We start from the raw sequence: 22,837 nt of genomic DNA, 5'->3' as shown, positions 1-22,837 counted from the left end.
CCATGAGCACCTACGACATCGTGATTCTGGGAGGCGGCCCCGGCGGCTACAACGCGGCGATCCGCGCCGGCCAATTGGGGCTCAAGGCTGCCTGTGTCGAAGGGCGCGCAACACTGGGGGGCACCTGCCTGAATGTGGGTTGCATGCCATCCAAGGCATTGCTGCACGCTTCCGAACTCTACGAAGCGGCCGCGGGGACCGAGTTCGCTCACCTGGGGATCGAGGTCAAGCCGACGCTCAATCTCGCGCAGATGATGAAGCAGAAAGCCGAAAGCGTTGCCGGCCTGACCAAGGGCATCGAATTCCTGTTTCGCAAGAACAAGGTCGAGTGGATCAAGGGCTGGGGGCATATCGACGGGCCGGGCAAGGTCAGCGTGACTGACGCCCAAGGCAACAAGAGCGAACTGCTGGCCAGGGACATCATCATCGCCACCGGCTCCGAACCGACGCCGCTGCCTGGCGTGACCATCGACAACCAGCGCATTCTCGACTCCACCGGCGCCCTCTCGCTCAGCGAAGTGCCCAAGCATCTGGTGGTGATCGGTGCCGGGGTCATCGGCCTGGAGCTCGGTTCGGTCTGGCGGCGCCTGGGGGCGCAGGTCACGGTGGTTGAATACCTCGACCGCATCTGCCCGGGCACTGACCTTGAGGCGGGCAAAACCCTGCAACGCGCCCTCGGCAAACAGGGCATCAATTTCAAGCTGGGCACCAAAGTGACGGCTGCCACCCCCTCCCCCACAGGCGTGCAACTGAACCTGGAAGCGGCAGCAGGTGGCAGCGCCGAATCCCTTGAAGCGGATTACGTGTTGGTGGCCATCGGGCGCCGACCGTTCACCCAAGGCCTGGGTCTGGAGAATGTCGGGCTGACGACTGATTCACGGGGCATGCTCGCCAATCGCGGACACCGCACTGAGGCCGCCGGGGTCTGGGTGATTGGCGATGTCACCTCGGGGCCGATGCTCGCCCACAAGGCCGAAGACGAAGCCATGGCCTGCGTCGAGCAGATCGTCGGCAAGGCGGGTGAGGTCAATTACGCACTGATCCCCAGCGTGATCTATACCCGGCCGGAGCTGGCCAGTGTCGGCAAGACCGAAGAGCAACTCAAGGCTGAGGGACGCGCCTACAAGGTCGGCAAGTTTCCGTTCAGCGCCAACAGCCGCGCCAAGATCAATCACGAAACCGAAGGCTTCGCCAAGGTCCTCGCCGATGAGCGCACCGACGAGGTATTGGGCGTGCATCTGGTAGGGCCGAGTGTCAGCGAGATGATCGGCGAGTACTGCGTGGCCATGGAGTTCTCGGCCTCGGCCGAAGACATCGCGCTGACGTGCCATCCCCATCCGACACGCTCCGAGGCCTTGCGTCAGGCCGCGATGAATGTCGAGGGGATGGCGACCCAGATGTGACCGGACTGGCCTAGCGTGCCCGACGCCGGCGCAGCATCAGCAAGCCGGCGCCGACCACCAGGATGATCGCACTGACCTGCAGCGTGCGTTTGTAGGGACGCAGGGTCGAGCGCAGACTGTCCAGCGCCTGGGTCACGTAGCGCTTGTTGGCTGCATTGAAGTCGGGCTGCTGGCACTGCTGGCCAAAGTTCTCCGCCCACGGCACGTACGGCCCTTGTTCGACATAGCGCCGGTACAGCGCACTCTGCTCGGCCAGGCTGGTGCCCCAACCGGAGGCCTGGCAGAGCACAGCGGCAAATGCCTGGCTGGTCTGGGGCAACAGGTCGGCGGCCTGGCTCGCCAACGCAGTGGCGACGTAACGGTAATGGAAGCGCAGATCCGGCTGAGCGGCACTGGCCTGCTGGCGCTCGACCTCGCCACTGGAGATCAGCGGTCCGGGCTTGATCGGCGGGATGTCCAGGCTGAAGTTGCCGTCAAGGGTGGCGTAATCCGGCGCCATCTCGTAGCCGAGCAATTCCAGGCCGTGTTCACGGGCCAGACGACCGGCGTCGTAGAACGCCTGGGCACGCTTGGTCGGCCACCAGCTGGACTGCGCCTGCTTGCGCAAGTCGGCGTATTCCTTGGCCAGCGCCTGCAGCCCCGGGTTGTCGAAATAAGCCGGCGCTTGCTCGAAGCGCTCTTCACGCAACAAGCGGCGCCCGAGCAGATCGCGCAAACGCGCGGCCACCGGGATCGGCTCGTAGTGATCGCGTTGCTCCTGGGTCAAGGGGGCGGGAGCCGGCACCTGTTGATCGACGAACTGCTTGAGTTCATCCACCGTCAGCACCCGCTCGGCCACCTGCGCCGCATCCTGCCAATAAATATCCTGGCTGCGATAAAGCTGCTCGAACGCTTGCAGGTAGTCGCCGCGGTCCAACGCCAGCAAGGCGCTTTCACCCTCGACCCGGCAACCCGGCTTGAGGGTTTCGAAATCGCCACTGGCCGTGTCGCGATAGCCCCAGTCCTCGTCCTGCGGGAAGGCTTTCGCTGCTTTCGCGTAGGCGCTCACGGCCTGGGCCTTGTCGCCGTCACGCAGGGCGATTTTCGCCCGCAGCCACCAGGCCAGGCCGCCGTCGCCGGCATGCTCCAGCAGGGTTTTGCTGGTGGCGTAGTCACCCACTTGATAATTCAGCGCCGCCAGGCGGTCGGCATTGTCGAGGCTGCCGGCGGTGTTGTGCAGCAGCGCCTTGATCATTTTTTGCTCAGTTGGCGGTTGTTCACCAAACGACCAGCCGACATGGCTGATCAGCGCTGCGGTGACCAACTGCTGCACCGCCTTGCCCTCAAGCAAGCGGTTGAGCTGCGGCTCAGGCAGTGCGTTGAGCTCCTGCACCAACTGCTTGAGCGAGCTGTAGCCCACCGGCGAGCCCAGCGAACTCTGGCTGGCATACAGCTCGACCGCACGGTTCCAGTCCCCGGTCTGACGCACCACTCGTGCTTCTTCGCCGAGGCTGGCAATACCCAGGTCCAGTGGGTCGCTGAAGCCATCGATGCTCAGTTGCCGCGCCTGGGCAAAGGCCTCGCGCGCCTGTTGCAAAAGGTCGTGGCGCCCGGCGTCATCCAGCTCGCTGGCCTGCTGACTCAGTGCAACCAGCGCCCGGCCCAGCGAGTACGCCGCCCAGGTGCTGCGCAATCCGCGCTGATCGGCTGGCAGCGCCAGGACCTGGCGGAAATACTCCGCCGCCAGCGCTGCATCGCCGGAACTGAAAGCGACTGCTCCAGCCGTATAGAGGCTCAGCTCGGCGGCCAGGCCGGCGCTCTCGGCTTGCACCCGCTGTGCATTGCCCAGGGTTCGCAGCTGCGCCACCAACGTGCGTTGAGCCTCGGTCAAGCCCACTTGCTCCGCCGCGGTCCGCGCCTTCAGGTAGGGATCTTCGTCACTGCCGTAGTCATAACGGGGGACCGTCGCCGAGGCGGGCTTGAGTCCGGCAATTGCCTTGCCCAGTCGATTGACCTCGAACTGGAAGCTGCCTTCCGGCAACTCGCCGAGAGTCTGCGCCCGATCGCCCAGCAGGCGCAGTGGAAAATCCGGTCCGCAGGCCAGCGCCGTGCCCAGCGGCACGCTCAGGCTGATGGCCAACAACAGCCGCGAGCCGTTACGGGAAAACATGTGAACCTCCTTGATCAATGGTTGTGCAGCGTGCCCAGCCCACCGTGCGCTGGGCACCGGCAGGCAGGCGGCCGTCCTTGAGACGGTTGAATTCGAGTTGTCCGGGCGTCTGGCGCACGACGTAGCCGTTGAGTCCGTCGGCCGCCTCACACTGGGTCGCTGCCAGCGTCAGCCGTGCCGGCAAGGCGCTGTCGAGATTGCCGGTGTTGCTCAGGACGATGTCGTAGAGACCGTCCTGACGGGAAAGGTTCAGTGCCAGACCGCTACGCAGCGGATCGCCCTGGGCCACGGCGCGCAAAGTGGCCAGGCTCCAGGCTCGTCGATCACCCGCCAGCGGCAGGCGAAACCAGATCAAGCCGGCGAGATGGGCTGGCGGCTCACGGCGCAATTGAGCAGCCAGGGTCGATAGTTGTTGTGGGTCGGCCATCAACTCACGGCGCTGGCCGCCTCGCTCGATCGGCACCTCGCTTTCCACCAGCGGCGCCCCACCCTCACCCGGTAGCACGGCGATGCCGTAGGCCGGCAGCGCCAGGTAGAACGGTTTGTCGGTCGCTCGACTCCAGCGCTCGGCCCACTGTCTGGCCTGCACCGGATCGAACAGGCCACGCTGCGGATCGCTGACGGCATGGACTTGCAGCACGCTGCTGTCGACTTGCGCCAGCAGCCCGGGCAACTGCGGGCTGTCGAGCCACGCTGGCAATGCAGTGATGCTCAGTTTCAAAGAGCTCGGCAGCGCAGCACGCAGCGCCTGGAGAAACTGGCGATAGGCGGGCAGCTTCGCGGTGCCGGCATCGTGGTCGATTTCCACGCCCGCCAGCACCAGGCCTTGAGCTTGCCAATCAGCGGCTACCTGAAGGATTTGCTGGATGGAATCGCTCGGGTCCAGCTGCTTGAGCTGGCCGTCGAGTCGCACCACCGCAATCAATGGCCGCGCGTCGGTTTTCAACAGCTCGGCATCGATCTGTGCCCGACGCCAGCCAGCCTGTGGATGATTTTGCAGGGCCAGTACCCGCAAGGTGGAAAAGCCGCCTCGCGATTGCGCCAGAGCCTCGGCATGGGCTGGAGTCCATTGCCGTTGCCAGATGTAGAGTTGTTGATCGAGAGGCGGTGCACTTGATTGCCCGCAACCGCCGAGCAGCGCGAGGCTGATCAGCAGTGCGCAACGCAGGAAATGAATCGTCGACATAACTGGCCTGTGGCGGCGACGGCCCTGCCTTTGTAGGCGCGAGCTTGCTCGCGAAGAACCTGAGACCGCCGTGGGGTGTCAGGATATCAACGTCATCGTTGAAGACCTTCGCGAGCAAGCTCGCTCCTACAGGGGATTTTGGCCGCACAAATCGTCGCAGCCTACGCAGCCTCCGGCTTGCGGGCAATGATCACCTGACTTTTCGCCACCACGCCATCCAGCGCTTGCTTGATCTGCGCACCACGCGGCGATTCCAGCACCGCATTCCAGGTCTCGGCCCAGTGATTGAGCATCGGGTGATCGGGGTTGCTGAACTCGACCTTGGCTTCCCAGAACAGCATCATCCACAGCGACCAGTAAAAGCCGTACTGGCTATGACTGATCACTTCCAGCCCGGCATCGCCGACCATCTGCTTGAACTGCGCTTCGCTGATGATGCGGATGTGGTTGGGCTTCTGGAAATACTCCGGCGCCGCGATGTCTTTTTGCAGGTCTTCGGAGCTGGGGTGCGGCACGCTCAGCAGGTACAACGCACCGGGCTTGCCGACGCGCACCAGCTCGGCGAGAAACTGCGCCGGGTCATCGACGTGTTCGATGACTTCGGTGGACACCACCCGCGTCGCCGTTGCGTCGGCAATCGGTAGCGGCGCGCAATCGGTGACATGACATTCGACGCTGCGCGCAATGGTGTCGCCCAGGCGCTGGCGGGTCGCCTCGACCTTGGCCGCGTCGATATCAGCAATGATGATGCGCGCGCCACGGTTGGCGCAGAAATGCACATTGCCGCCGTCGCCGCAGCCGACATCCAGTAACGTGTCGTCAGCGGTCACCGGGAAACCGGTAAACAGCTCGCCGGTCTGCTGGTTGAACCAGCCACTGAGCGCCGCATCGCGCAAGCCCAGCATGTAGGGGTCGACCCTGCTCACAGGTGGGGCCACCGACGCCGGCTCTGATGGCACAGGTGCAGGGGCAGCAGCGCCCGCGGTCAGCTTCTTCAGCAGGCTCAGCATGAGGTGACTCCAGAGGATGGCAAGGGTTTGCGTGACGCACTCAAGCGCTTCACCAGCGCCGCGCCGCGATGACGCATGGGCATTTCGATCAAGCGATAGTTCAGCTCGCTCAGCAGCACGATCAGCCCGAACGCCAGCACCAGTGTGATGACCGGATGCCCGGCCGGGCTCGGCAGCGAGGCCGCCTGCAAACGAAACGTCAGCTCCCGCACCAGCGAGTAGGCCGGGATATGGATCAGGTAGATGCCGTAGGAACGGCTGCCGATCCAGGTCATGAGATTCTTGAACATGCCCGCCGGCATCAGGTAGTCGCGGTTGTAGGACGCCAGCCAGACCAACACCGCACTGAGCACGGCGATGGCGCCGATGCGGTAATTGGTGAAGGTGAAACGGTCGGTCGCCAGGAAGCTCATGAGCAACGCGATCGCCAGCAACAGCGATACGCCCGCCCAAGGGCGACGCAGAAAAGTCGGCTGCCAACGCCGGTAACTCGGCTGCGCACTCCATATCGCCAGCAACACACCGAGCGCCAGGGCATCGGTGCGAATCACCATCAGGATCGGCGTGCGCAAGGTCAATAGTTGCACCGCCACCAGCGCCAGCAATGCCCACACCAGGTACTTGCGGCACAGCAGGATCAGCAGCGGGAAAAGCAGATAGAACTGCTCCTCCAGCGACAGGCTCCAGTACACGAAACTGGTGCCGTACTCGTAGTGGAAGAAACTGTCGGCGAAACGGAAGTTGGCGTATTGCAACAGCCCGGCCAGCGTCGCCTGCAGGTTGGCGCTCACGCTGCCAAAGGCGCCGGACCGGTTGAGAAACAGGCAGGCCAGGAGCATCAGCGCCAGCCACAGCCAGGCTGACGGCAACAGGCGAAAGGCGCGGCGCAGCCAGAAATTGCGGGTCTGCTGCCAATACTCCTGACGCGTGGTGCAGCTTTGCAACGCCGGTATCAAGCTGCGGGCAATGACAAAACCGGAGATCGCGAAGAACAGATCGACGCCCCACCAGGGTTGCCCCAACGCGTTGATCGCGTGCAACAACGGCACCGGCGCGGCGAACAGGCTGTCTTGCAGGTGATGAAACAGCACCCCGAGCACGGCGATCCCGCGCAGCAGTTCGATGTCCATGATCCGCGCGTTGCTCATGCCTGGCCCTCGGTGCTCGGTTTGCGGGCGATGATCACCTGGCTCTTGGGCATGAATTGATCCAGCACCTGCTTGATCGCCAATCCGTCGGGTTGCATCAGCAGGTCACGCCAGGTGCGCGCCCAGCCTTCCATCAGCGGCGGGTACGGCGCCTGGATCCGGTCGCGTACCGCGCCGCCCATGTCCTTGCCGGCCGCGCGTTCGCTGGCCCAGAAGAAAATCATGCCCATGACCCAGAAAAACCCGGTGGCCTGGCGATGTTCGATGATCAGCCCAGCGTCTTCGACCAAGGCGCCGAAACGCTCATGGGAGAAAATCTGCACATGGTTCGGCGCCTGGAAATAACCGGCCGGGGCGATGCCCTGCTGCAGGTGCTCGCCCACCGGCGCCGGCACGCTGAGCAGATACTGGGCGCCAGGGCGACCCATGCGCACCAGCTCGGCGATGAATTGCTCGGGCGCGTCGACGTGCTCGAGCACCTCCATGCACACCACTTTGCTCGCACAACCATCCGCCAGCGGCAGCGGCAGGCTGTTGCTGACCAGCCCGAGGGACGGCGCCTGGCTCTGCGCCTCGACCAAGCGGGCGAGGTCGCGAACCTTATCCTGTTCGCTGTCGGTAAAAATCACCGACGCGCCCTGGCGCACGGCAAACAGGGTCGCCGCCCCTTCGCCGCAGCCGACATCCAGCAACGTATCGTCGGCGCTGATGGCAAAACCCTTGAGCAACTCGCCGCTGGCGCCGAGAAACCAGCCGTCGAGCACCGCATCAGTGAAGCCGCAATCGCGCGGCGACACTGCCGCTTCAGGTTCCACCACCGGTGCAGGCGCAGGGCGCAGCCAATCGAGCAGGCGCCCCATCATGCCGGTTTCGCCTGCGCCACCACGTCCGCAAGGAACGTGCGCAGCCGCTGTTCGGCGACCGCCTGGCTGCAGAACCCCTGCAGTCGGCTGACCGCATGGGCGGCCATGCGCGCATAACGCGCCGGGTCGTGCCTGGCCACGGTGTAGCTGGCCTGAAAGGCCGAGCACAACGAGTCCCAGTTGGTCACGTAACGCAGGGTGCGGTAAGCCGCGCGTGGGTCGTGGGGCCAGGCGGTGAGTTCGTCGGTGGAGTCGACAATGAAGGCGTTGTCAGCGTCGATGTAGTCCGCCATCGCCGTGTTGCACGGAGCAACGGCCGGCTTGCCGCAGGACATGAATTCCATCAGCGGCAGGCACTGGCCCTCGCCGAACGAACTGTTGACCACAAAGCAGGTGGCCTGCACCAGGCGCTCATAATCCAGGTCGGCCAGAAAGCCGTGGATCAGTACCACGCGGCAGCGGAACGATTGATTTTTGTACAGGTGATGGAGCATGTCGTTCAGCGCATCGGCGATGTCATGGTGGGTCAGCTTCAACACCAGCGTGGCGTCGCTCACATCGCGGAAGGTAGTACAGAAGGCACTGAGCATGTCCTGCCAGTTCTTGCGGCCATCGTAGGGATTGAACACCGAGGTGTAGATCACCCCGTCCAGTGCCACCTGGCAATCAGCCACCGGCCGGTCGAACGACACCGGCTCGCCTTCGCGCAGTGCCGGCGGACCATAGGGGCGCAAGTCGAGGGTACGGCTGTCGAGCAGCAGGCCGCGCAGGTTGAGCGTCACCTGTTGCGTCAGCGCCGATGCCCCCTGGATTTGCCCGCTCTGGGCAAAGCGGTCCCAGACCGGCGCCGCAATGGCGCTGACGGGATAGTCCACACCCATGGCATCGCGCACCGCCTGCACGGTAAAACTTGAGTGAGTGATGGCAGCACCGGCGGCCTCCAGCACCACGCGCCAGTCGTGGCGGGGTTCGCCGTGCCAGGTATCCGTGGGAATGGTGCTGAACTCCCAGGCGAACACCGGAATGGTCGGGCAGGCGTAATGGATCGGCGTGCGATGGGGCGGCGAGAACGACAGGAACACACAGTCCTCGCCGCGGCTCTGGCAGTCGAAATACAGGCGATCGACCAACTCGTCCGGGTTGCTCACCTCGATCACCTGGCCGATGCGCTCCAGCACCGGGCGGAACTCCTTGAGCACAAAGTAGTAGCTGTATTCGGGCCGGCCGAGGTTCTGCTCGATGTTACTTTTGTTGGTTTCCGAATGAATGATGATCAGCATGAGGCGGCCCCCGTGACAGCAACCTGCGCCTGCGGCACATCGTCGAGAAAGTCGCCGAGGCGCTGCTGTACCCCGGCGAAATTGCAGTACTCACGCATGCGTTCGTTGGCTGCCGACGCCATTGCCAGGTAGCACTCGGGTTGCTCCTTGGCCATCTGGTAGCTGGCCAGGTAGGCATTTTTCAATGAGCCCCAATCCGGGCGATGGGAAACCGTGCGGTACAGGATCCGCGAGTCTTGCGGCCATATCGCAGGCTGCTGACTGGAGTCGACGATAAAGGCCACGCTGTCATCGATGTAATCGCGCATCGCCGTGTGCCGGGGGGCGATCACCGGTTTGGCGCACGCCATGAACTCCATCAACGGCAGGCACAGGCCTTCGCAGCGCGAGGCGTTGACGTAGAAACTGGCGGCGCCATACAGCCGGGCAAACTGTTGATCGTCCAGGTAGCCATGCATGACCACCACGCGACAGCTGAAGGGAGAGAGTTGCGACAGCAGCGTAAGCATGTGCACGTAGTAGGTGGAAAGGTCCTTCTGGGTCATTTTCAACACCAGGGTCGCGTCCTCGACATCGCGCATCGCCCAGCAGAACGCGGTGATCAGCTGATGCCAGTTCTTGCGCCCGTCATCGGGGTTGAACACGCTGACGTAGACCACGCCATCGACCTGGGTTTCGACCAGGCCATCGGTGGCGGGGAACTGCGCTTGCGGGTGCCCATTCTCGGCGGGCGCCACGACAATCACTTCATCCACCAACGGCTCCGCTACTGCTTCGGGTGGGCGATTGCCGCGAAGGCGTGCCCGCAGGCTGTCTGGCAGCAGGTCGCGAAAGCCTTCGCCGTAGGTCTGGTGCAGGTAATGGCGGATCACAAACAACTGGCGGCGCAGCGGCTGGCCGGCGGCCTCGCGCAGGCACTGGCGCAGGTAATGCTTGGCGATGAACAGCCGGCGACGCCAGGTCAGTGGCGGCGCCTCGACGACAACAGGTGGTTCGGGTTCGGCAATCGGCTCAGCTTCTGGCTCCGGGATAATCGGCGCGATCAGACCATCAGCTGACAACCCCAGGCCCCGGCTGTCGATGATGCAACCCTGGATCTGCAGGGTGGCGCCCGGGTTGACCGGGGTACTCGGGAACTGCTCGCGGATCTCGGCAAATCGCTCCCACAGCGGCGTCGGCAGCACCAGCACCGGAAAGTCCTCGCCCAACGCCCGGCGCACGGCTTGCGCAGTATGCGTCGATAGGGTGATCACGCGGCCATGGCGCGCCAGGGTGCGGCTCCAGTCTTGCCGGGGGTCGTTGTCCCAGTGTTCGGTGGGGATCGAGTCGAACTCCCAGGCCACCACGCAGAGCGTCGGGCAACTCAGATCACTGGGGGTCTTGTGGGGCGGCGCGAATGACACGAACAGGCTGTCTTCACCCTCGGCGGCGAGGCGGTGAAACAGCGGGTCGACCTCGCTGAGCGAGTCCACCACATGCACCCGGCCAAGGCTCTCAAGCACCGGACGATAGGCCTTGAGCACGAAGTAATAGCTGTATTCGGGACGGCCGAGGCTCTGGCTGATGGAGCGGTCGTTCACATCCGAGTAAAGAATGAAATTCATGGCATCCCACGATGAAGCGGCCCTTCAGGCAACCTCATGCTGATGACGGCACAGCCACGGTTCGACCCGCCCTTGCGGAGTTCGCCAGCGCCTGCATGCCCGTCTACGTTCTTGTTTTTTTGCTCAGTTCCAGGTGTCGAAAGACCCCCGCTCTGATCGCTGGGCTATCGTGCTAAGGGGCATTCTAAACACATCCGCGGGGGGTTCGTGAACACCGCAGGCGAATTAATACGATCGTCCCAACGAGAACTCATCAGTCACGATGAGACCTGTTGAAATTACCGCGCAATTGGCACAGATTGACGGGCAAACAACTACAACAACAACTTTGCTTACCAGAAATTTCCAATGGATTTGTAAGGCTATTCGCAATAGCAACCAGGAATTCTGACGATGACAAAGTTGACCGACCAAGGGGACCGCTGCGTGAAAAAGCGTCTGTTCGTTACGGGCCTGAATGGATTTGTCGGCCGACATCTCCGGGCACGCCTGAACGCTGCCGACTCGCCATGGGAGTTGCTGCCGCCTGCCGCGAGCTACGACCTGCGCCAACCCGAAAGTCTCGAAGGCCTGTGGCCGCAACTACCCGACGCGGTGATTCATCTTGCCGGCCAGACCTTTGTACCCGAAGCTTTCCGCGATCCGGCCAACACCTTCCAGGTCAATCTGCTGGGCACCCTGAATCTGCTGCAGGCGCTCAAGGCGCGCGGCTTCCAGGGCCAATTCCTGTATGTCAGTTCCGGCGACGTCTATGGCCAGGTCGGCGAAAACGCCCTGCCTATCCATGAGCAACAAGCGCCCTGCCCGCGCAATCCCTACGCCGTGAGCAAACTCTCCGCCGAACTGCTGAGCCTGCAATGGGGCATGACCGAAGGTTGGCCGGTGCTGGTCGCTCGCCCGTTCAACCACATCGGCACCGGTCAGGCCGACAGCTTCGTCGTCGCCAGCGCCGCCCGGCAGATCTGCCGTATCCGCCTGGGCCTGCAAGCGCCCGAGTTGCAGGTGGGCGATATCGACGTGACCCGGGATTTTCTCGATGTCGGTGATGTGGTCTCGGCCTACCTGGCCCTGCTCGCCAAGGGTGAACCGGGGCAGGTCTACAACATTTGCTCCGGCGTCGAGCAGAGCGTGCGCGGACTGATCGAGCAACTGGCCGACCTCGCCCAAGTCGAGGTTCAACTGATTCAGGACCCTGCACGCATGCGCCGTGCAGAGCAGCGTCGCGTCTGCGGCAGCCATGCCAGGCTGCACCAGGCCACAGGATGGACGCCAGAACGGACAACACAACAATCCCTGCGGGCGATCCTGTCCGACTGGGAGTCACGGGTAAGACAAGAATGACTAAAAGTGCACTGATCACGGGGATCACCGGCCAGGACGGCGCGTATTTGGCAAAACTGCTGCTCGACAAGGGTTACGAGGTCTACGGCCTGGTTGCGCGTCGCAGCAGCGATTCGCGCTGGCGCCTGCGGGAGATGGGCGTCGAAAGTGCCATTCACTACCTTGACGGCGACATGGCCGACGCCTGTTCGGTGCAGCGCGCGGTGATCAAGGCCGCGCCCGACGAGGTCTATAACCTGGCGGCGCAAAGCTTTGTCGCGGCGTCCTGGGATCAACCGGTGACCACCGGCATCGTCGACGGCCTGGGCGTGACTCATCTGCTCGAAGCGATTCGCCAGTTCAGCCCGCACACCCGTTTCTACCAGGCCTCGACCAGCGAAATGTTCGGCCTGATCCAGGCCGCGCAACAGGACGAGAACACCCCGTTCTACCCGCGCAGTCCGTACGGCGTGGCCAAGCTTTATGGTCACTGGATCACCGTCAACTACCGCGAAAGTTTCAACCTGCACGCCAGCAGCGGCATCCTCTTCAACCACGAATCACCGCTGCGCGGCATCGAGTTCGTGACCCGCAAGGTCACCGACGCCGCCGCCCGGATCAAACAGGGCAAACAGCAGGAGCTGCGCCTGGGCAACATCGACGCCAAGCGCGACTGGGGCTTTGCCGGTGACTACGTCGAAGCCATGTGGCTGATGCTGCAACAGGACAAGGCCGACGATTTCGTGGTCGCCACCGGCGTCACCACCACGGTGCGCGAGATGTGCCAGATCGCCTTCGACCATGTCGGCCTCGACTACCGTGATTACGTGAAGATCGACCCGGCGTTCTTCCGCCCCGCCGAAGTCGACGTACTGCTGGGCAATCCGGCCAAGGCCCAGCGGCTGCTGGGCTGGAAACCGAAAACCGATCTGCAGACCCTGATCCGCATGATGATGGATGCGGACATGAAACGTGTCGCCAAGGAGTAGGCCATGCTGATTCCTGTGATTCTTTCCGGCGGTGCCGGTACACGGCTGTGGCCGGTGTCGCGTGAAGGTCATCCCAAGCCGTTCATGATGCTGCCCGATGGCGAGACGTTGCTGGGCAAGACCTACCGGCGGGCTGCCTCGCTGCTGGGCAGTCACGGCGATATCGTCACCGTGACCAACCGCGACTACTACTTCCAGAGCAAGGATCACTACCAGCAGGCTCACCTTGGACATCATCGCGGGCACTTCATCCTCGAGCCGAACGGCCGCAACACCGCGCCAGCGATCGCCGCTGCCGCCCTGTCGCTGCAGGCGCTGCACGGCGACGAAGCGATAATGGTGGTGATGCCCGCCGATCATCTGATCCGCAACGAAGAGGCGTTCCGCGCAGCGGTCAAACATGCAGTGAAACTGGCCGAGGCCGGACACCTGGTGACCTTCGGCATCATCCCCACCGCACCGGAGACCGGCTTCGGCTACATCGAGCGTGGCGAGCAACTGGATGAGCAAGGTGCCTCCCGGGTTGCACGCTTTGTCGAGAAACCCGACCTGCAAACCGCAACCCACTACGTCGAAAGCCAGGCCTTCCTGTGGAACTCGGGGATGTTCTGCTTCGCCGTCGGCACCCTGCTGGCTGAGCTGAAAATTCACGCCCCGGAGCTGCTGGAGCAGGCCGATGGCTGCCTGGGCGCCAGCGCCGTGGTGGAAACCGGGGGCTGCCTGCAACAGGAACTGTCAGCCGCGCACTTCGCGCAAATGACCGACATTTCCATCGACTACGCCTTGATGGAGCGCTCGGAAAAAGTCGTGGTGATTCCGGCCGGATTCGACTGGAGCGACATCGGTTCCTGGGGTGCGGTCAGCGCCCTGCTGCCAGCCGACGCACAGAACAACCGCGCCAGCGGCGAAGCCCTGTTTATCGACAGTCGCGACAACTACGTGCAAAGCGACGGGCGCATGGTGGCGACCGTGGGTGTGGATAACCTGATCGTCATCGACACCGCCGACGCCGTACTGGTCGCCCACGCCGATCGCGCGCAAGACGTGCGCAAAGTGGTCAAGCAGCTCAAGGAAAGCGACCACGAAAGCTATCGCCTGCACCGCACCGTCAGCCGCCCGTGGGGCACCTACACCGTGCTCGAGGAAGGCCCACGCTTCAAGATCAAACGCATCGTGGTCAAGCCCGGCGCCAAGCTGTCCCTGCAAATGCATCACCATCGCAACGAACACTGGGTGGTGGTCGAGGGCATGGCCAAGGTCACCAATAACGGCGCCGGCTCGCATCTGGTGGCCAAGAACGAATCAACCTTCATTGCCGCCGGGCACAAGCATCGTCTGGAAAACCCGGGGGTGATCGACCTGGTCATCATTGAAGTGCAAAGCGGTGAGTATCTGGGAGAGGACGATATTGTCCGCTTCGAAGATCAGTACGGCAGGATGGTCTGAATGCTGCTTAACCTGTATCGCTCGTTACGCAGTTACCGTGGTTTCATCCTCGGCAGCGTCAAGCGAGAGTTTCAAGCGCGGTATCGCAATTCGTTGTTCGGCGCGCTGTGGACCGTGCTCAACCCGCTGTCGATGATCGTGGTCTACACGGTGATTTTCTCGCAGATCATGCGCGCCCGCCTGCCGGGCGTGGATGACGGGCTGGCCTATAGCGTGTACCTGTGCGCGGGGCTGCTGACCTGGGGCCTGTTCTCGGAGATCACTCTGCGCAGCCAGAACATGTTCCTGGAAAACGCCAACCTGCTGAAGAAGATCAGCTTCCCGCGCATCTGCCTGCCGGTGATCGTGCTCCTCAACGCCGGGATCAACTTCGCAATCATTCTCGCGCTGTTCATCGGCTTCCTGCTGATCAGTGGCCGCCTGCCGGGCATGGCGTTGCTGGCGCTGGTGCCGCTGCTGGCGTTGCAGGTGATGTTCGCGGCGGGGCTGGGGATGATTCTCGGCGTGCTCAATGTGTTTTTCCGCGACGTCGGGCAGTTTTTCGGGATCCTCCTGCAGTTCTGGTTCTGGCTGACGCCGATTGTGTATCCGATGTCGATCCTGCCCGAAGGCATCCAGCGCGTGCTTGCACTCAATCCGCTGACCGCCTTGATGCACAGCTACCAGAACGTGTTTCTCTACAACCAGTGGCCGGACTGGAGTTCGCTGACTCCGCTGCTGGTGATCGGCCTGTTGTTCTGCTTGATGGGGCTGCGGCTTTTCCGCCAGCGCGTCGGTGAAATGGTGGATGAGCTCTGATGGGACACATACGCGTCAGTGGCCTGGGCAAGGCCTACAAGCAATACCCCAATCGCTGGAGCCGCCTGCTGGAATGGCTGGTGCCGTTCTCCCGGGTTCGTCACCAACAGCACTGGGTGCTGCAGGGCGTCGACTTTGAAATCCCCGCCGGAGAAGCGGTGGGGATTGTCGGGGTCAACGGCGCCGGCAAAAGCACCTTGCTGAAAATGATCACCGGCACCACCCAACCCACCTGCGGGCAAATTCACCTGCAAGGGCGAGTCGCTGCGCTGCTGGAACTGGGCATGGGCTTTCACCCGGATTTCACCGGTCGCCAGAACGTGTTCATGGCCGGCCAGTTGCTGGGCATGCAGGTCGAGGAAATCGACGCGCTGATGCCCGAGATCGAAGGCTTTGCCGAGATCGGCGCAGCCATCGATCATCCGGTGCGCACCTACTCCAGCGGCATGCAGATGCGCCTGGCATTCAGTGTCGCCACCGCGCGCCGGCCAGACATCCTGATCGTCGACGAAGCGCTGTCGGTGGGCGATGCCTACTTCCAGCACAAGAGTTTCGAGCGCATCCGCAGCTTCCGCCGTGACGGCACCACCCTGCTGATCGTGTCCCATGATCGCTCGGCCATTCAGTCGATCTGCGACACCGCGATTCTCCTGGAAAAAGGCCGCATGGCCATGCACGGCAAGCCCGAAGAAGTGATGGATTACTACAACGCCATGCTCGCCGAACGCGAAGGCCAGATCGTGCGCCAGGAAATGCTCGCCAACGGCCAGGTGCAAACCATTTCCGGCACCGGCGAGGCGACCATCCACAGCGTGCGTCTGCTGGATCAGCGCCAGCGCTCGGTGGAAGTGGCCGAAGTCGGCCAGCCGATGGTGCTGGAGGTGCAGGTCGATGTGCGCCAGGACATCGAACGCCTGGTCCTCGGTTTCATGATCAAGGACCGCCTCGGCCAGGCCATGTACGGAATCAACACCCATCGCCTGGACCAGGCCTTGACCGACCTGCACGCGGGCGAACGGGTGACCTACCGCTTCGCCTTCCCCATGCGCCTGGGCAAGGGCAACTACTCGGTGGCCTTGAGCCTGTCACGCCTGGATTCGCACCTGGACCGCAATTTCGAATGGCGCGACTACGGCCTGGTGTTCCACGTCATCAACAACCGCCAGGAAGACTTCGTCGGCTGTTCCTGGCTGGAAGCCCAGACCAGCATCAGCCGCTCATCCGTTGCACCGGTCAATCCGGAGACCACCTCATGACGCGCCTGCTGGTTGAATGCACCTATGTGTTCGAGCACCCGGAGGCCAATTCGGGCATCCAGCGCGTGGTGCGCAATGTCATCAGCGAGCTGCCGAACAACGACCCGGCGCTGCAGTGCATACCCGTGGTGATGCTCAACGGCGCGCTGTATGAAGTCACCCGCCTCGCCCCGATATCGGTGCCCAAGCTAGACCTGATGGGTCTACGCATACGTTTGGAGCAAGTCGCCAACACGTTCTGGCTGATGCACCGCACCCTGGAGCGACGCCGCCCGTTTGCTCAATCACTGCTCGCCCGACGGGTGCTGTACGTGGGCTGTCGGCTCGCCGCGTTTGCGGCCTTGAGTCTGCCAATTCGCCTGCTGAATTTTTGCCTCAAACGCCAGGAAATCCCCACTCGCTGCAAACCCTTGCAGCATCAGGCGGGCGATCAACTGGTGTTGCTGGACTCGTCCTGGCACGCTGATTTTTTTCCGCTGGCCGAACAACTCAAGCGCGATGGCGTAGGCATCGTCTCGGTCATCTATGACTTGATCCCGCTGACCCACCCACAGTTTTGCGATGCCGGACTGGTGCGCGTGTTCAATGACTGGTTCGACTGGATAGCGAAAACCGCCGACGGTTATGTCGCAATCTCCGCGACCATTCGTGACCAGGTCCGCGACGAAATGCTGCGCAGGGTCGGCCCGGCGCAGGTGGCGCAACGCTGGTTCGACTACTTTCACCTGGGCAGCGAACTGGACCTGTGCGACGACTCAACACCGGTGGAGCCGGCGCTCACGCAGATGTTCAAAAGCAAGGACCCGGTGTTCCTGATGGTCAGCACCATCGAGCCGCGCAAGAACCACAGCTACCTGCTCGATGCCTTCGAGATCGCCTGGGCCAATGGCTCGCGGGCCCGGCTGTGCATTGCCGGAAGGATCGGCTGGAAATGCGAGGCGTTGATCGAGCGCATCCGCAAACACCCCGAACTCAACAAACGCCTGTTCATGTTCAACGACCTCAGCGACCGCAGCCTGGAGCACGCCTACTCCAACGCCACGTCGCTGGTGTTTCCTTCCTACGTCGAAGGTTTCGGCCTGCCGCTGGTAGAGGCCATGCAACGCGGACTGCCGGCGATGGGTAGCGATATTCCGGTGTTCCGCGAGATCGGCGGGCCGTTCATGGCGTATTTCGATCTGGACGATCCGCAAAACCTGGTGGAGTTGATCAAGCAGATCGAGACCACTGGCCACTTCCCGGCAGAGCGCACCGTCAGCGAATGGCGCTGGCTCGGTTGGCGCGAGGCCAGTGCGCAGTTGATCGAGCGGGTCATGCGCCATGTGCACAAGCCGGCGGCGAGCATCGAGAAGCAGCATGCAGATTGCCCTTAACGCACGCGTTCTCCAGGCCCCGCGTACGGGTATCGGCCATTACCTGGCGGAGTTGGTCGGCGCCCTGGGCCGGGAACCGGATGTCGAGCTGTCGCTGTTCCACGGCTGGGGCTGGAGCCCGGTGCTGCCGGCGGCCGCGTTGCCCGGCTATTCGCGGCTCACCCCGGTGCTGCGGCAGATTCCCGGCGCCTATCAGGCCCGGCGCTGGTTGGAACAACGACGCTTCGACAAGGGCCGGCCACCGACGGTCGACCTGTACCACGAACCGAGCCTGTGGCCTCTGGCGTTCAAGGGCCCGACGATCGTCACCCTGCACGACCTGACCCACGTGCACTACCCCTCGACCCAACCGGCGGCGCGCCTGAAGGAAATCGAGCGGCGCCTGGAACAGGGCGTGCAGCAGGCCAGCCTGATTCTCACCGACTCACAGTTCATTGCCGACGAAGCGCAGGCCTATTTCGGTCTGGGCCCGGAGCGCTTCGTGGTCGCGCCGCTGGGCGCTGCGCCACGCTTCCAGCCGCGTACCGACGATGAGTTGCACAGCGTACTGCTCGGCCATGGCGTCGAACCCCGCGGATATTTCCTCTGTGTCGGCACCCTGGAGCCGCGCAAGAATCTGCTGCAAGCCCTGCGCGCCCACGCCCTCCTGCCAGAGTCGATGCGCCAACAGTTTCCCCTGCTGATTGTCGGCATGGCCGGCTGGAAGAGCGGGCAACTGAATGAAGAACTGCGCAAGGGCATGCTCGAGGGCACGGTGTGCTTGCTCGGCTATCTATCCGACGAGCATGTCGCCCAATTGATCGCCGGTGCCAAGGCGCTGGTGTTTCCCTCACTGTACGAGGGCTTTGGCCTGCCGGTGCTGGAAGCCATGGCCAGCGGCACGCCGGTGATTGTCACTCGGCGTTCGGCGATGCCGGAAGTCGCGGGTGCTGCCGGCAACTATATTGAACCCCATGACCTGCACGGCTTGCGCGATGCCCTGAGCCAGCTGGTCGACGATCAAACGCATTGGCAGGCATGCCGAGAAGCCGGTCTGCAACAGTCACGGCTTTTTTCCTGGGATCGTTGTGCGACGCTCACCGCGCGCGCTTATCGCCAGGCTTTGGGAGGTTGAATGCGCGTCCTACACTTTTACAAAACCTATCTGTCCGAAACCGTCGGCGGCACCGAGCACGTGATGTTCGAATTGTGCGAAAGCGGCGTTGCGCACGGTATTGAAAGCCAGGTCCTGACCCTGAGTGCCAACCCTGTGCCGGCGGTAATTCCGTTCGGCCAACATCAGGTGCATCGCGCCAAACTGGATGTGCAGATCGCCTCCACCGGCTTTTCCTACAGCGTGCTCAAACAATTCCGTGAGTTGGCGGCCGAGGCAGATGTAGTCAACTACCACTTTCCATGGCCGTTCATGGACCTGGTACATTTTCTCAGCGGCATGAACAAACCCAGCGTGGTCACCTACCACTCGGACATCATCCGCCAGAAACATCTGCTGACCCTCTATCGGCCGCTGATGACGCGCTTCCTCGCCAGCGCTGACCGGATCGTCGCGGCATCACCGAACTACCTGCAAACCAGTGAAGTCCTCAAGCAGTTCCCGGAGAAAACCCGGGTCATTCCCTACGGCCTGAACAAGGCGGCGTATCCCAAATCCGACCCAGAGCGCATGGCACGCTGGCGTGAGTGCCTGGGCGAGCGGTTCTTCCTGTTCGTTGGTGTGATGCGCTACTACAAGGGCCTGCACATCCTCATCGAGGCGCTCAAGGGCGTCGACTACCCGGTGGTGATCGTCGGCGCCGGCCCGCTGGAAAACGAATTGCAGGCCCAGGCTGCGGCCCTGGGTCTGCGCAACATCAAGTTCGTCGGGCGCCTGGACGATGCCGATAAAGCCGCCGTGCTGGAGTTGAGCTACGCCATGGTCTTTCCCTCGCACCTGCGTTCGGAAGCTTTTGGCATCTCGCTGCTGGAAGGCGCGATGTACGGCAAACCGATGATCTCCAGTGAAATCGGCACCGGCACCAGCTTCATCAACAACCACGGCGAAACCGGCCTGGTGGTGCCCCCGAGCAATCCGCAGGCTTTTCGCGAAGCCATGCGCACGCTCTGGGACAACCCAGTGCAGGCTGCCGCCATGGGCATCAAGGCCGAAGCCCGCTACCGGCAGCTGTTCACCGCCGAGGAAATGGGCCGCCAGTGGGCCCGGTTGTATGAGGAACTGCTGGCGGAAAAAACCCTGTCGTTTGCCTGAGGCGCCGTCCTACAAATCCAGCACCAGCGGCTGCTCGCCCTTGGCCGGAATCGCACAGCAGATCAGCACTTCCCCGGCCCCCGGCATCTCCGCCGGGGGCTGTGGATAATTCACCTGGCCGCTGAGCAGACGGGTCCGGCAAGTGCCACAAGAGCCTCCGCGACAACTGAACTCCGGACGCAATCCCTGGCTCTCCGCCAACTCCAGTAAAGTGCCGGCCGCGGGCTGCCACTGTGCGTTGATCTGCGCACTGCGGAAGATCACCGTCACCGCTTCGGTGGCGGCGGCCGGTTGCTCGATGACTGGCGCCAGCGGATCCGCTCTGCGGCGCAGCGTCGAGGGACCGAAGGTCTCGGCGTGAATCCGTTGATCCGCCACATCCAGGTCGCGCAGTTCGTCGTACAGCGCCTGGGTAAAACTGCCGGGACCACAAAGGACAAAATCCGCTTGATCGTAGTCCTCGATCTGCAGCACCTCTTGCACCAGGGCGAGGTCGATCCGTCCACGCAGGTCGAAGTCCACGCCCTCCAGGGCTTCGGGCTCCGGCTGACTGAGCACGCGCACCACTCGCACCGCGTCGTCGCTATTCTCCAGCAGGCGATCCAGTTCAGCGCGAAACGGCTGGTCGCCAAGGCTGCGCGAACTCTGCAGCAACCAGCTCGGCCGGGTGTAGCGGGTGCGCTGTCCCTGATAAACCACTTCACGCAACATCGACAACAACGGCGTAATGCCCACCCCCGCAGCCAGCAGCACCAAGGGCCGACGTTCATCAGCGGCGACAGTGAAATGCCCTTGGGGCGCGCGCGCCTCGATCAGGTCACCGACCTTGATCCGTTCATGCAAGTGCGATGACACCCGCCCCTCACGCTTGACGCTGATGCGCAAAAAATCATCGGACGGCGCGCTCGACAGGCTGTAGGTGCGGATGTGCACCTGCTCATCAAGGGTAAAACGCACCGGCAAATGCTGCCCCGCCTGGAACAGCGGCAAGCCCGCTCCGTCCGCCGCTTCGAGGTAGATCGAACGAATATTCTGACTCTCGCGCTCTATCCGGCTGACCCGCAATGGCCGCCAACGATCGCCCAATGCCCGCGCCTGCAAGCGCGCCGCCGCCTGTTCCCAGGTCCCGGTCAACAGACTGTTGGGTGACACTCCATCAAAGCGCCAGCGCAATGCCAACGCGGCAGGCCGCCGGACTACCTGCTCGACATGCAGTTTCCACAGCCGCTCGGCGCCCTGAAAAGCCTCCACCATTGGCCCCTCGAGGATGATCTCGGTGCGGCCGCTGAGTTGCAGCAGGTCGCCAGTCGTGAAATCGATGAACAGCAGGCCGGCACGCGGGTTCAGCAACAGATTGCCCAGGGTATTGAAGTGCAGGTTGCCGGCAAAATCAGGGATCGTCAGGCAATTACCATCGATCTTGACGAACCCTGCCTGGCCACCGCGATGGGACACATCCACCGAACGAGAGTTATCCACATCCACGTAGCTAGCGACAAAAAACGTGTCGGCCACCTGAATCATCGCCCGGGCAGCGTCATCCAGCGCATCCAGGTGCTGTGCCGGGCGCGTCGCCGGATCGGCCAACGGCACCCTCTCGAACTGGCGCAGCTGGATGTACTGCGGGCAATTGCCGAAAGCCTGATCGACCGCGACGCTCAAGCCCTGGCCATCGAGTGCGCTAACACGACCATTGAGGCGGTTGCGGCGCCGGGTGTGCAGTTCGATGCCGAGCATGCCGATCGCCACCCCGGCTTGCAGTTGCGCCGGGTCATCCGCTGCCGGCAGGCTGTCGAGCCGCAACAGCGCCGGCTCAGGGGAATGAGCAAAGCCGACCTCACCTTCGAGGACGCCGGCCCACGGATTACCCTGGGCATCGACCGCGCCGAACAGCATAAACGGCAGCTGGCTGTAGAACTGCCGGTGTTGATCCGGCATTTCCTTGCGGATGACCTTGCGCCCAAACGCCTCCATGCGCTCGGCGACTCCAACGCGAGCCTGCAACTGTTGCTCGCCGGCATGCCACGGTGAAAGCTCCATCACCTCACTCCCCTGCGCACACGGCGCAATCTCAGGCGGTTTGCAGGCCAGCCACGGTGCGCGGCATGGGCACGAAGCCGGGCAAGGCTTCGATCCGCGCCAACCAGGCACGCACATTGGCGTAGTCTGCCAACGAGACGTTGCCTTCCGGGGCGTGGGCGATATAGCTGTAGGCCGCGATATCGGCGATGGTCGGCGTGTTATCGACGAGGAATGTCGAGCTGGCTAATTCCTGATCCATCACCTTGAGCAAGGCATGGGCTCGGGCGATCACTTCCTCAGCATTGAACGATGCGCCAAACACCGTGATGAGCCGTGCCGCGGCCGGACCGAAGGCAATCGGCCCTGCGGCCACCGACAACCAGCGCTGCACCCGCGCCGCGCCGATGGGGTCAGTGGGCAACCAACGGCCATCGCCATACTTTTGCGCCAGGTACACCAGGATCGCGTTGGAATCGGCCAGCACCACGCCCTGATCGTCGATGGCCGGGACCTGGCCAAAGGCGTTTATTTTCAGGAAATCAGGCTGTTTGTGCTCGCCCTTCGCCAGATCGACGAAGATCAGCTCCGTCGGCAGTTCAAGTAACGACAGCATCAGCTCCACGCGGTGGGCGTGGCCGGAACGGGGGAAGTTGTAGAGTTTGATGGCCTGCATGATCGGCTCCGCGGCTTTTATTGGCGCAGATCCGGGCTGGATCGCGCTGTCGAAAGCCATCTTGCGCCGCAC

The 22,837-nt window shown here is 63.0% G+C and carries 18 protein-coding genes; 9 read left to right on the top strand and 9 right to left on the bottom strand.

Annotated features, from left to right (window positions below; all coding sequences use genetic code 11):
• Window positions 1–2 precede the first annotated feature (2 nt).
• On the top strand, window positions 3–1,403 hold the full coding sequence (gene lpdA, locus ACZYR5_RS04905; protein ID WP_489088924.1) for a dihydrolipoyl dehydrogenase: 1,401 nt from the start codon (window positions 3–5) through the stop codon (window positions 1,401–1,403).
• 10 nt (window positions 1,404–1,413) lie between these two features.
• Here the strand turns inward: lpdA and ACZYR5_RS04900 are convergent, their stop codons facing one another.
• The 7 genes from ACZYR5_RS04900 to ACZYR5_RS04870 form a co-directional block, all read right to left on the bottom strand.
• A complete protein-coding gene (locus tag ACZYR5_RS04900) occupies window positions 1,414–3,552 on the bottom strand; it encodes a hypothetical protein (protein WP_489088925.1) in 2,139 nt (712 codons plus the stop codon).
• Window positions 3,539–4,738 carry a DUF3142 domain-containing protein gene (locus tag ACZYR5_RS04895; RefSeq protein WP_489088926.1) on the bottom strand — a complete coding sequence of 400 codons (1,200 nt, stop codon included), beginning with the start codon at window positions 4,736–4,738 and terminating at the stop codon, window positions 3,539–3,541. Before ACZYR5_RS04895 ends, ACZYR5_RS04900 begins: the two co-directional genes overlap by 14 nt.
• A gap of 161 nt (window positions 4,739–4,899) precedes the next feature.
• Entirely contained in the window at window positions 4,900–5,748 is an 849-nt protein-coding gene (locus ACZYR5_RS04890; RefSeq protein ID WP_489088927.1) for a class I SAM-dependent methyltransferase, read from the bottom strand.
• On the bottom strand, window positions 5,742–6,896 hold the full coding sequence (locus ACZYR5_RS04885; RefSeq protein ID WP_489088928.1) for an acyltransferase family protein: 1,155 nt from the start codon (window positions 6,894–6,896) through the stop codon (window positions 5,742–5,744). The genes ACZYR5_RS04890 and ACZYR5_RS04885 overlap by 7 nt, the downstream gene beginning before the upstream one ends.
• Entirely contained in the window at window positions 6,893–7,759 is an 867-nt protein-coding gene (locus ACZYR5_RS04880; RefSeq protein WP_489088929.1) for a class I SAM-dependent methyltransferase, read from the bottom strand. Before ACZYR5_RS04880 ends, ACZYR5_RS04885 begins: the two co-directional genes overlap by 4 nt.
• The gene (locus tag ACZYR5_RS04875) at window positions 7,756–9,039 is read right to left on the bottom strand and encodes a glycosyltransferase (RefSeq protein WP_489088930.1); all 1,284 of its coding nucleotides are present in this window, start codon (window positions 9,037–9,039) and stop codon (window positions 7,756–7,758) included. The genes ACZYR5_RS04880 and ACZYR5_RS04875 overlap by 4 nt, the downstream gene beginning before the upstream one ends.
• A complete protein-coding gene (locus ACZYR5_RS04870) occupies window positions 9,033–10,643 on the bottom strand; it encodes a glycosyltransferase (protein ID WP_489088931.1) in 1,611 nt (536 codons plus the stop codon). Before ACZYR5_RS04870 ends, ACZYR5_RS04875 begins: the two co-directional genes overlap by 7 nt.
• 426 nt (window positions 10,644–11,069) lie before the next feature.
• On the opposite strand from ACZYR5_RS04870, the gene ACZYR5_RS04865 reads away from it, so the two are divergent.
• Genes ACZYR5_RS04865 through ACZYR5_RS04830 form a run of 8 tightly spaced genes read left to right on the top strand, consistent with a single transcriptional unit; the run spans window position 11,070 to window position 20,070 of the window.
• Window positions 11,070–11,984: a GDP-mannose 4,6-dehydratase gene (locus ACZYR5_RS04865; RefSeq protein WP_489089058.1), complete on the top strand. Its 915-nt coding sequence runs from the start codon at window positions 11,070–11,072 to the stop codon at window positions 11,982–11,984.
• Entirely contained in the window at window positions 11,981–12,952 is a 972-nt protein-coding gene (gene gmd, locus ACZYR5_RS04860; protein WP_027616730.1) for a GDP-mannose 4,6-dehydratase, read from the top strand. Before ACZYR5_RS04865 ends, gmd begins: the two co-directional genes overlap by 4 nt.
• 3 nt (window positions 12,953–12,955) lie before the next feature.
• Complete coding sequence (locus tag ACZYR5_RS04855; RefSeq protein ID WP_489088932.1) at window positions 12,956–14,398, top strand: mannose-1-phosphate guanylyltransferase/mannose-6-phosphate isomerase; 1,443 nt, start codon at window positions 12,956–12,958, stop codon at window positions 14,396–14,398.
• Window positions 14,399–15,196 (top strand): ABC transporter permease, encoded by a 798-nt coding sequence (locus ACZYR5_RS04850; protein WP_489088933.1) that lies wholly within the window; start codon window positions 14,399–14,401, stop codon window positions 15,194–15,196. It begins immediately after the preceding gene.
• A complete protein-coding gene (locus ACZYR5_RS04845; RefSeq protein ID WP_489088934.1) occupies window positions 15,196–16,452 on the top strand; it encodes an ABC transporter ATP-binding protein in 1,257 nt (418 codons plus the stop codon). The genes ACZYR5_RS04850 and ACZYR5_RS04845 overlap by 1 nt, the downstream gene beginning before the upstream one ends.
• Window positions 16,449–17,825, top strand: a complete 1,377-nt coding sequence (locus ACZYR5_RS04840) for a glycosyltransferase family 4 protein (protein WP_489088935.1) — start codon at window positions 16,449–16,451, stop codon at window positions 17,823–17,825. Before ACZYR5_RS04845 ends, ACZYR5_RS04840 begins: the two co-directional genes overlap by 4 nt.
• Entirely contained in the window at window positions 17,809–18,939 is a 1,131-nt protein-coding gene (locus ACZYR5_RS04835; protein WP_489088936.1) for a glycosyltransferase family 4 protein, read from the top strand. Before ACZYR5_RS04840 ends, ACZYR5_RS04835 begins: the two co-directional genes overlap by 17 nt.
• Window positions 18,940–20,070, top strand: coding sequence for a glycosyltransferase family 4 protein (locus ACZYR5_RS04830; RefSeq protein ID WP_489088937.1), 1,131 nt, complete (start codon window positions 18,940–18,942; stop codon window positions 20,068–20,070).
• 9 nt (window positions 20,071–20,079) lie between these two features.
• On the opposite strand, the gene ACZYR5_RS04825 is transcribed toward ACZYR5_RS04830, so the two are convergent.
• Both ACZYR5_RS04825 and ACZYR5_RS04820 read right to left on the bottom strand, forming a co-directional pair.
• Window positions 20,080–22,110, bottom strand: coding sequence for a 2Fe-2S iron-sulfur cluster-binding protein (locus ACZYR5_RS04825; RefSeq protein WP_489088938.1), 2,031 nt, complete (start codon window positions 22,108–22,110; stop codon window positions 20,080–20,082).
• 31 nt (window positions 22,111–22,141) lie between these two features.
• On the bottom strand, window positions 22,142–22,765 hold the full coding sequence (locus ACZYR5_RS04820; RefSeq protein WP_489088939.1) for a glutathione S-transferase family protein: 624 nt from the start codon (window positions 22,763–22,765) through the stop codon (window positions 22,142–22,144).
• Window positions 22,766–22,837 lie beyond the last annotated feature (72 nt).

The sequence above is a fragment of the Pseudomonas sp. F007 genome (assembly GCF_057814275.1).
The sequence above is the reverse complement of the archived record's forward strand: the minus strand, read 5'-3'. Positions and strand labels throughout refer to the sequence as shown.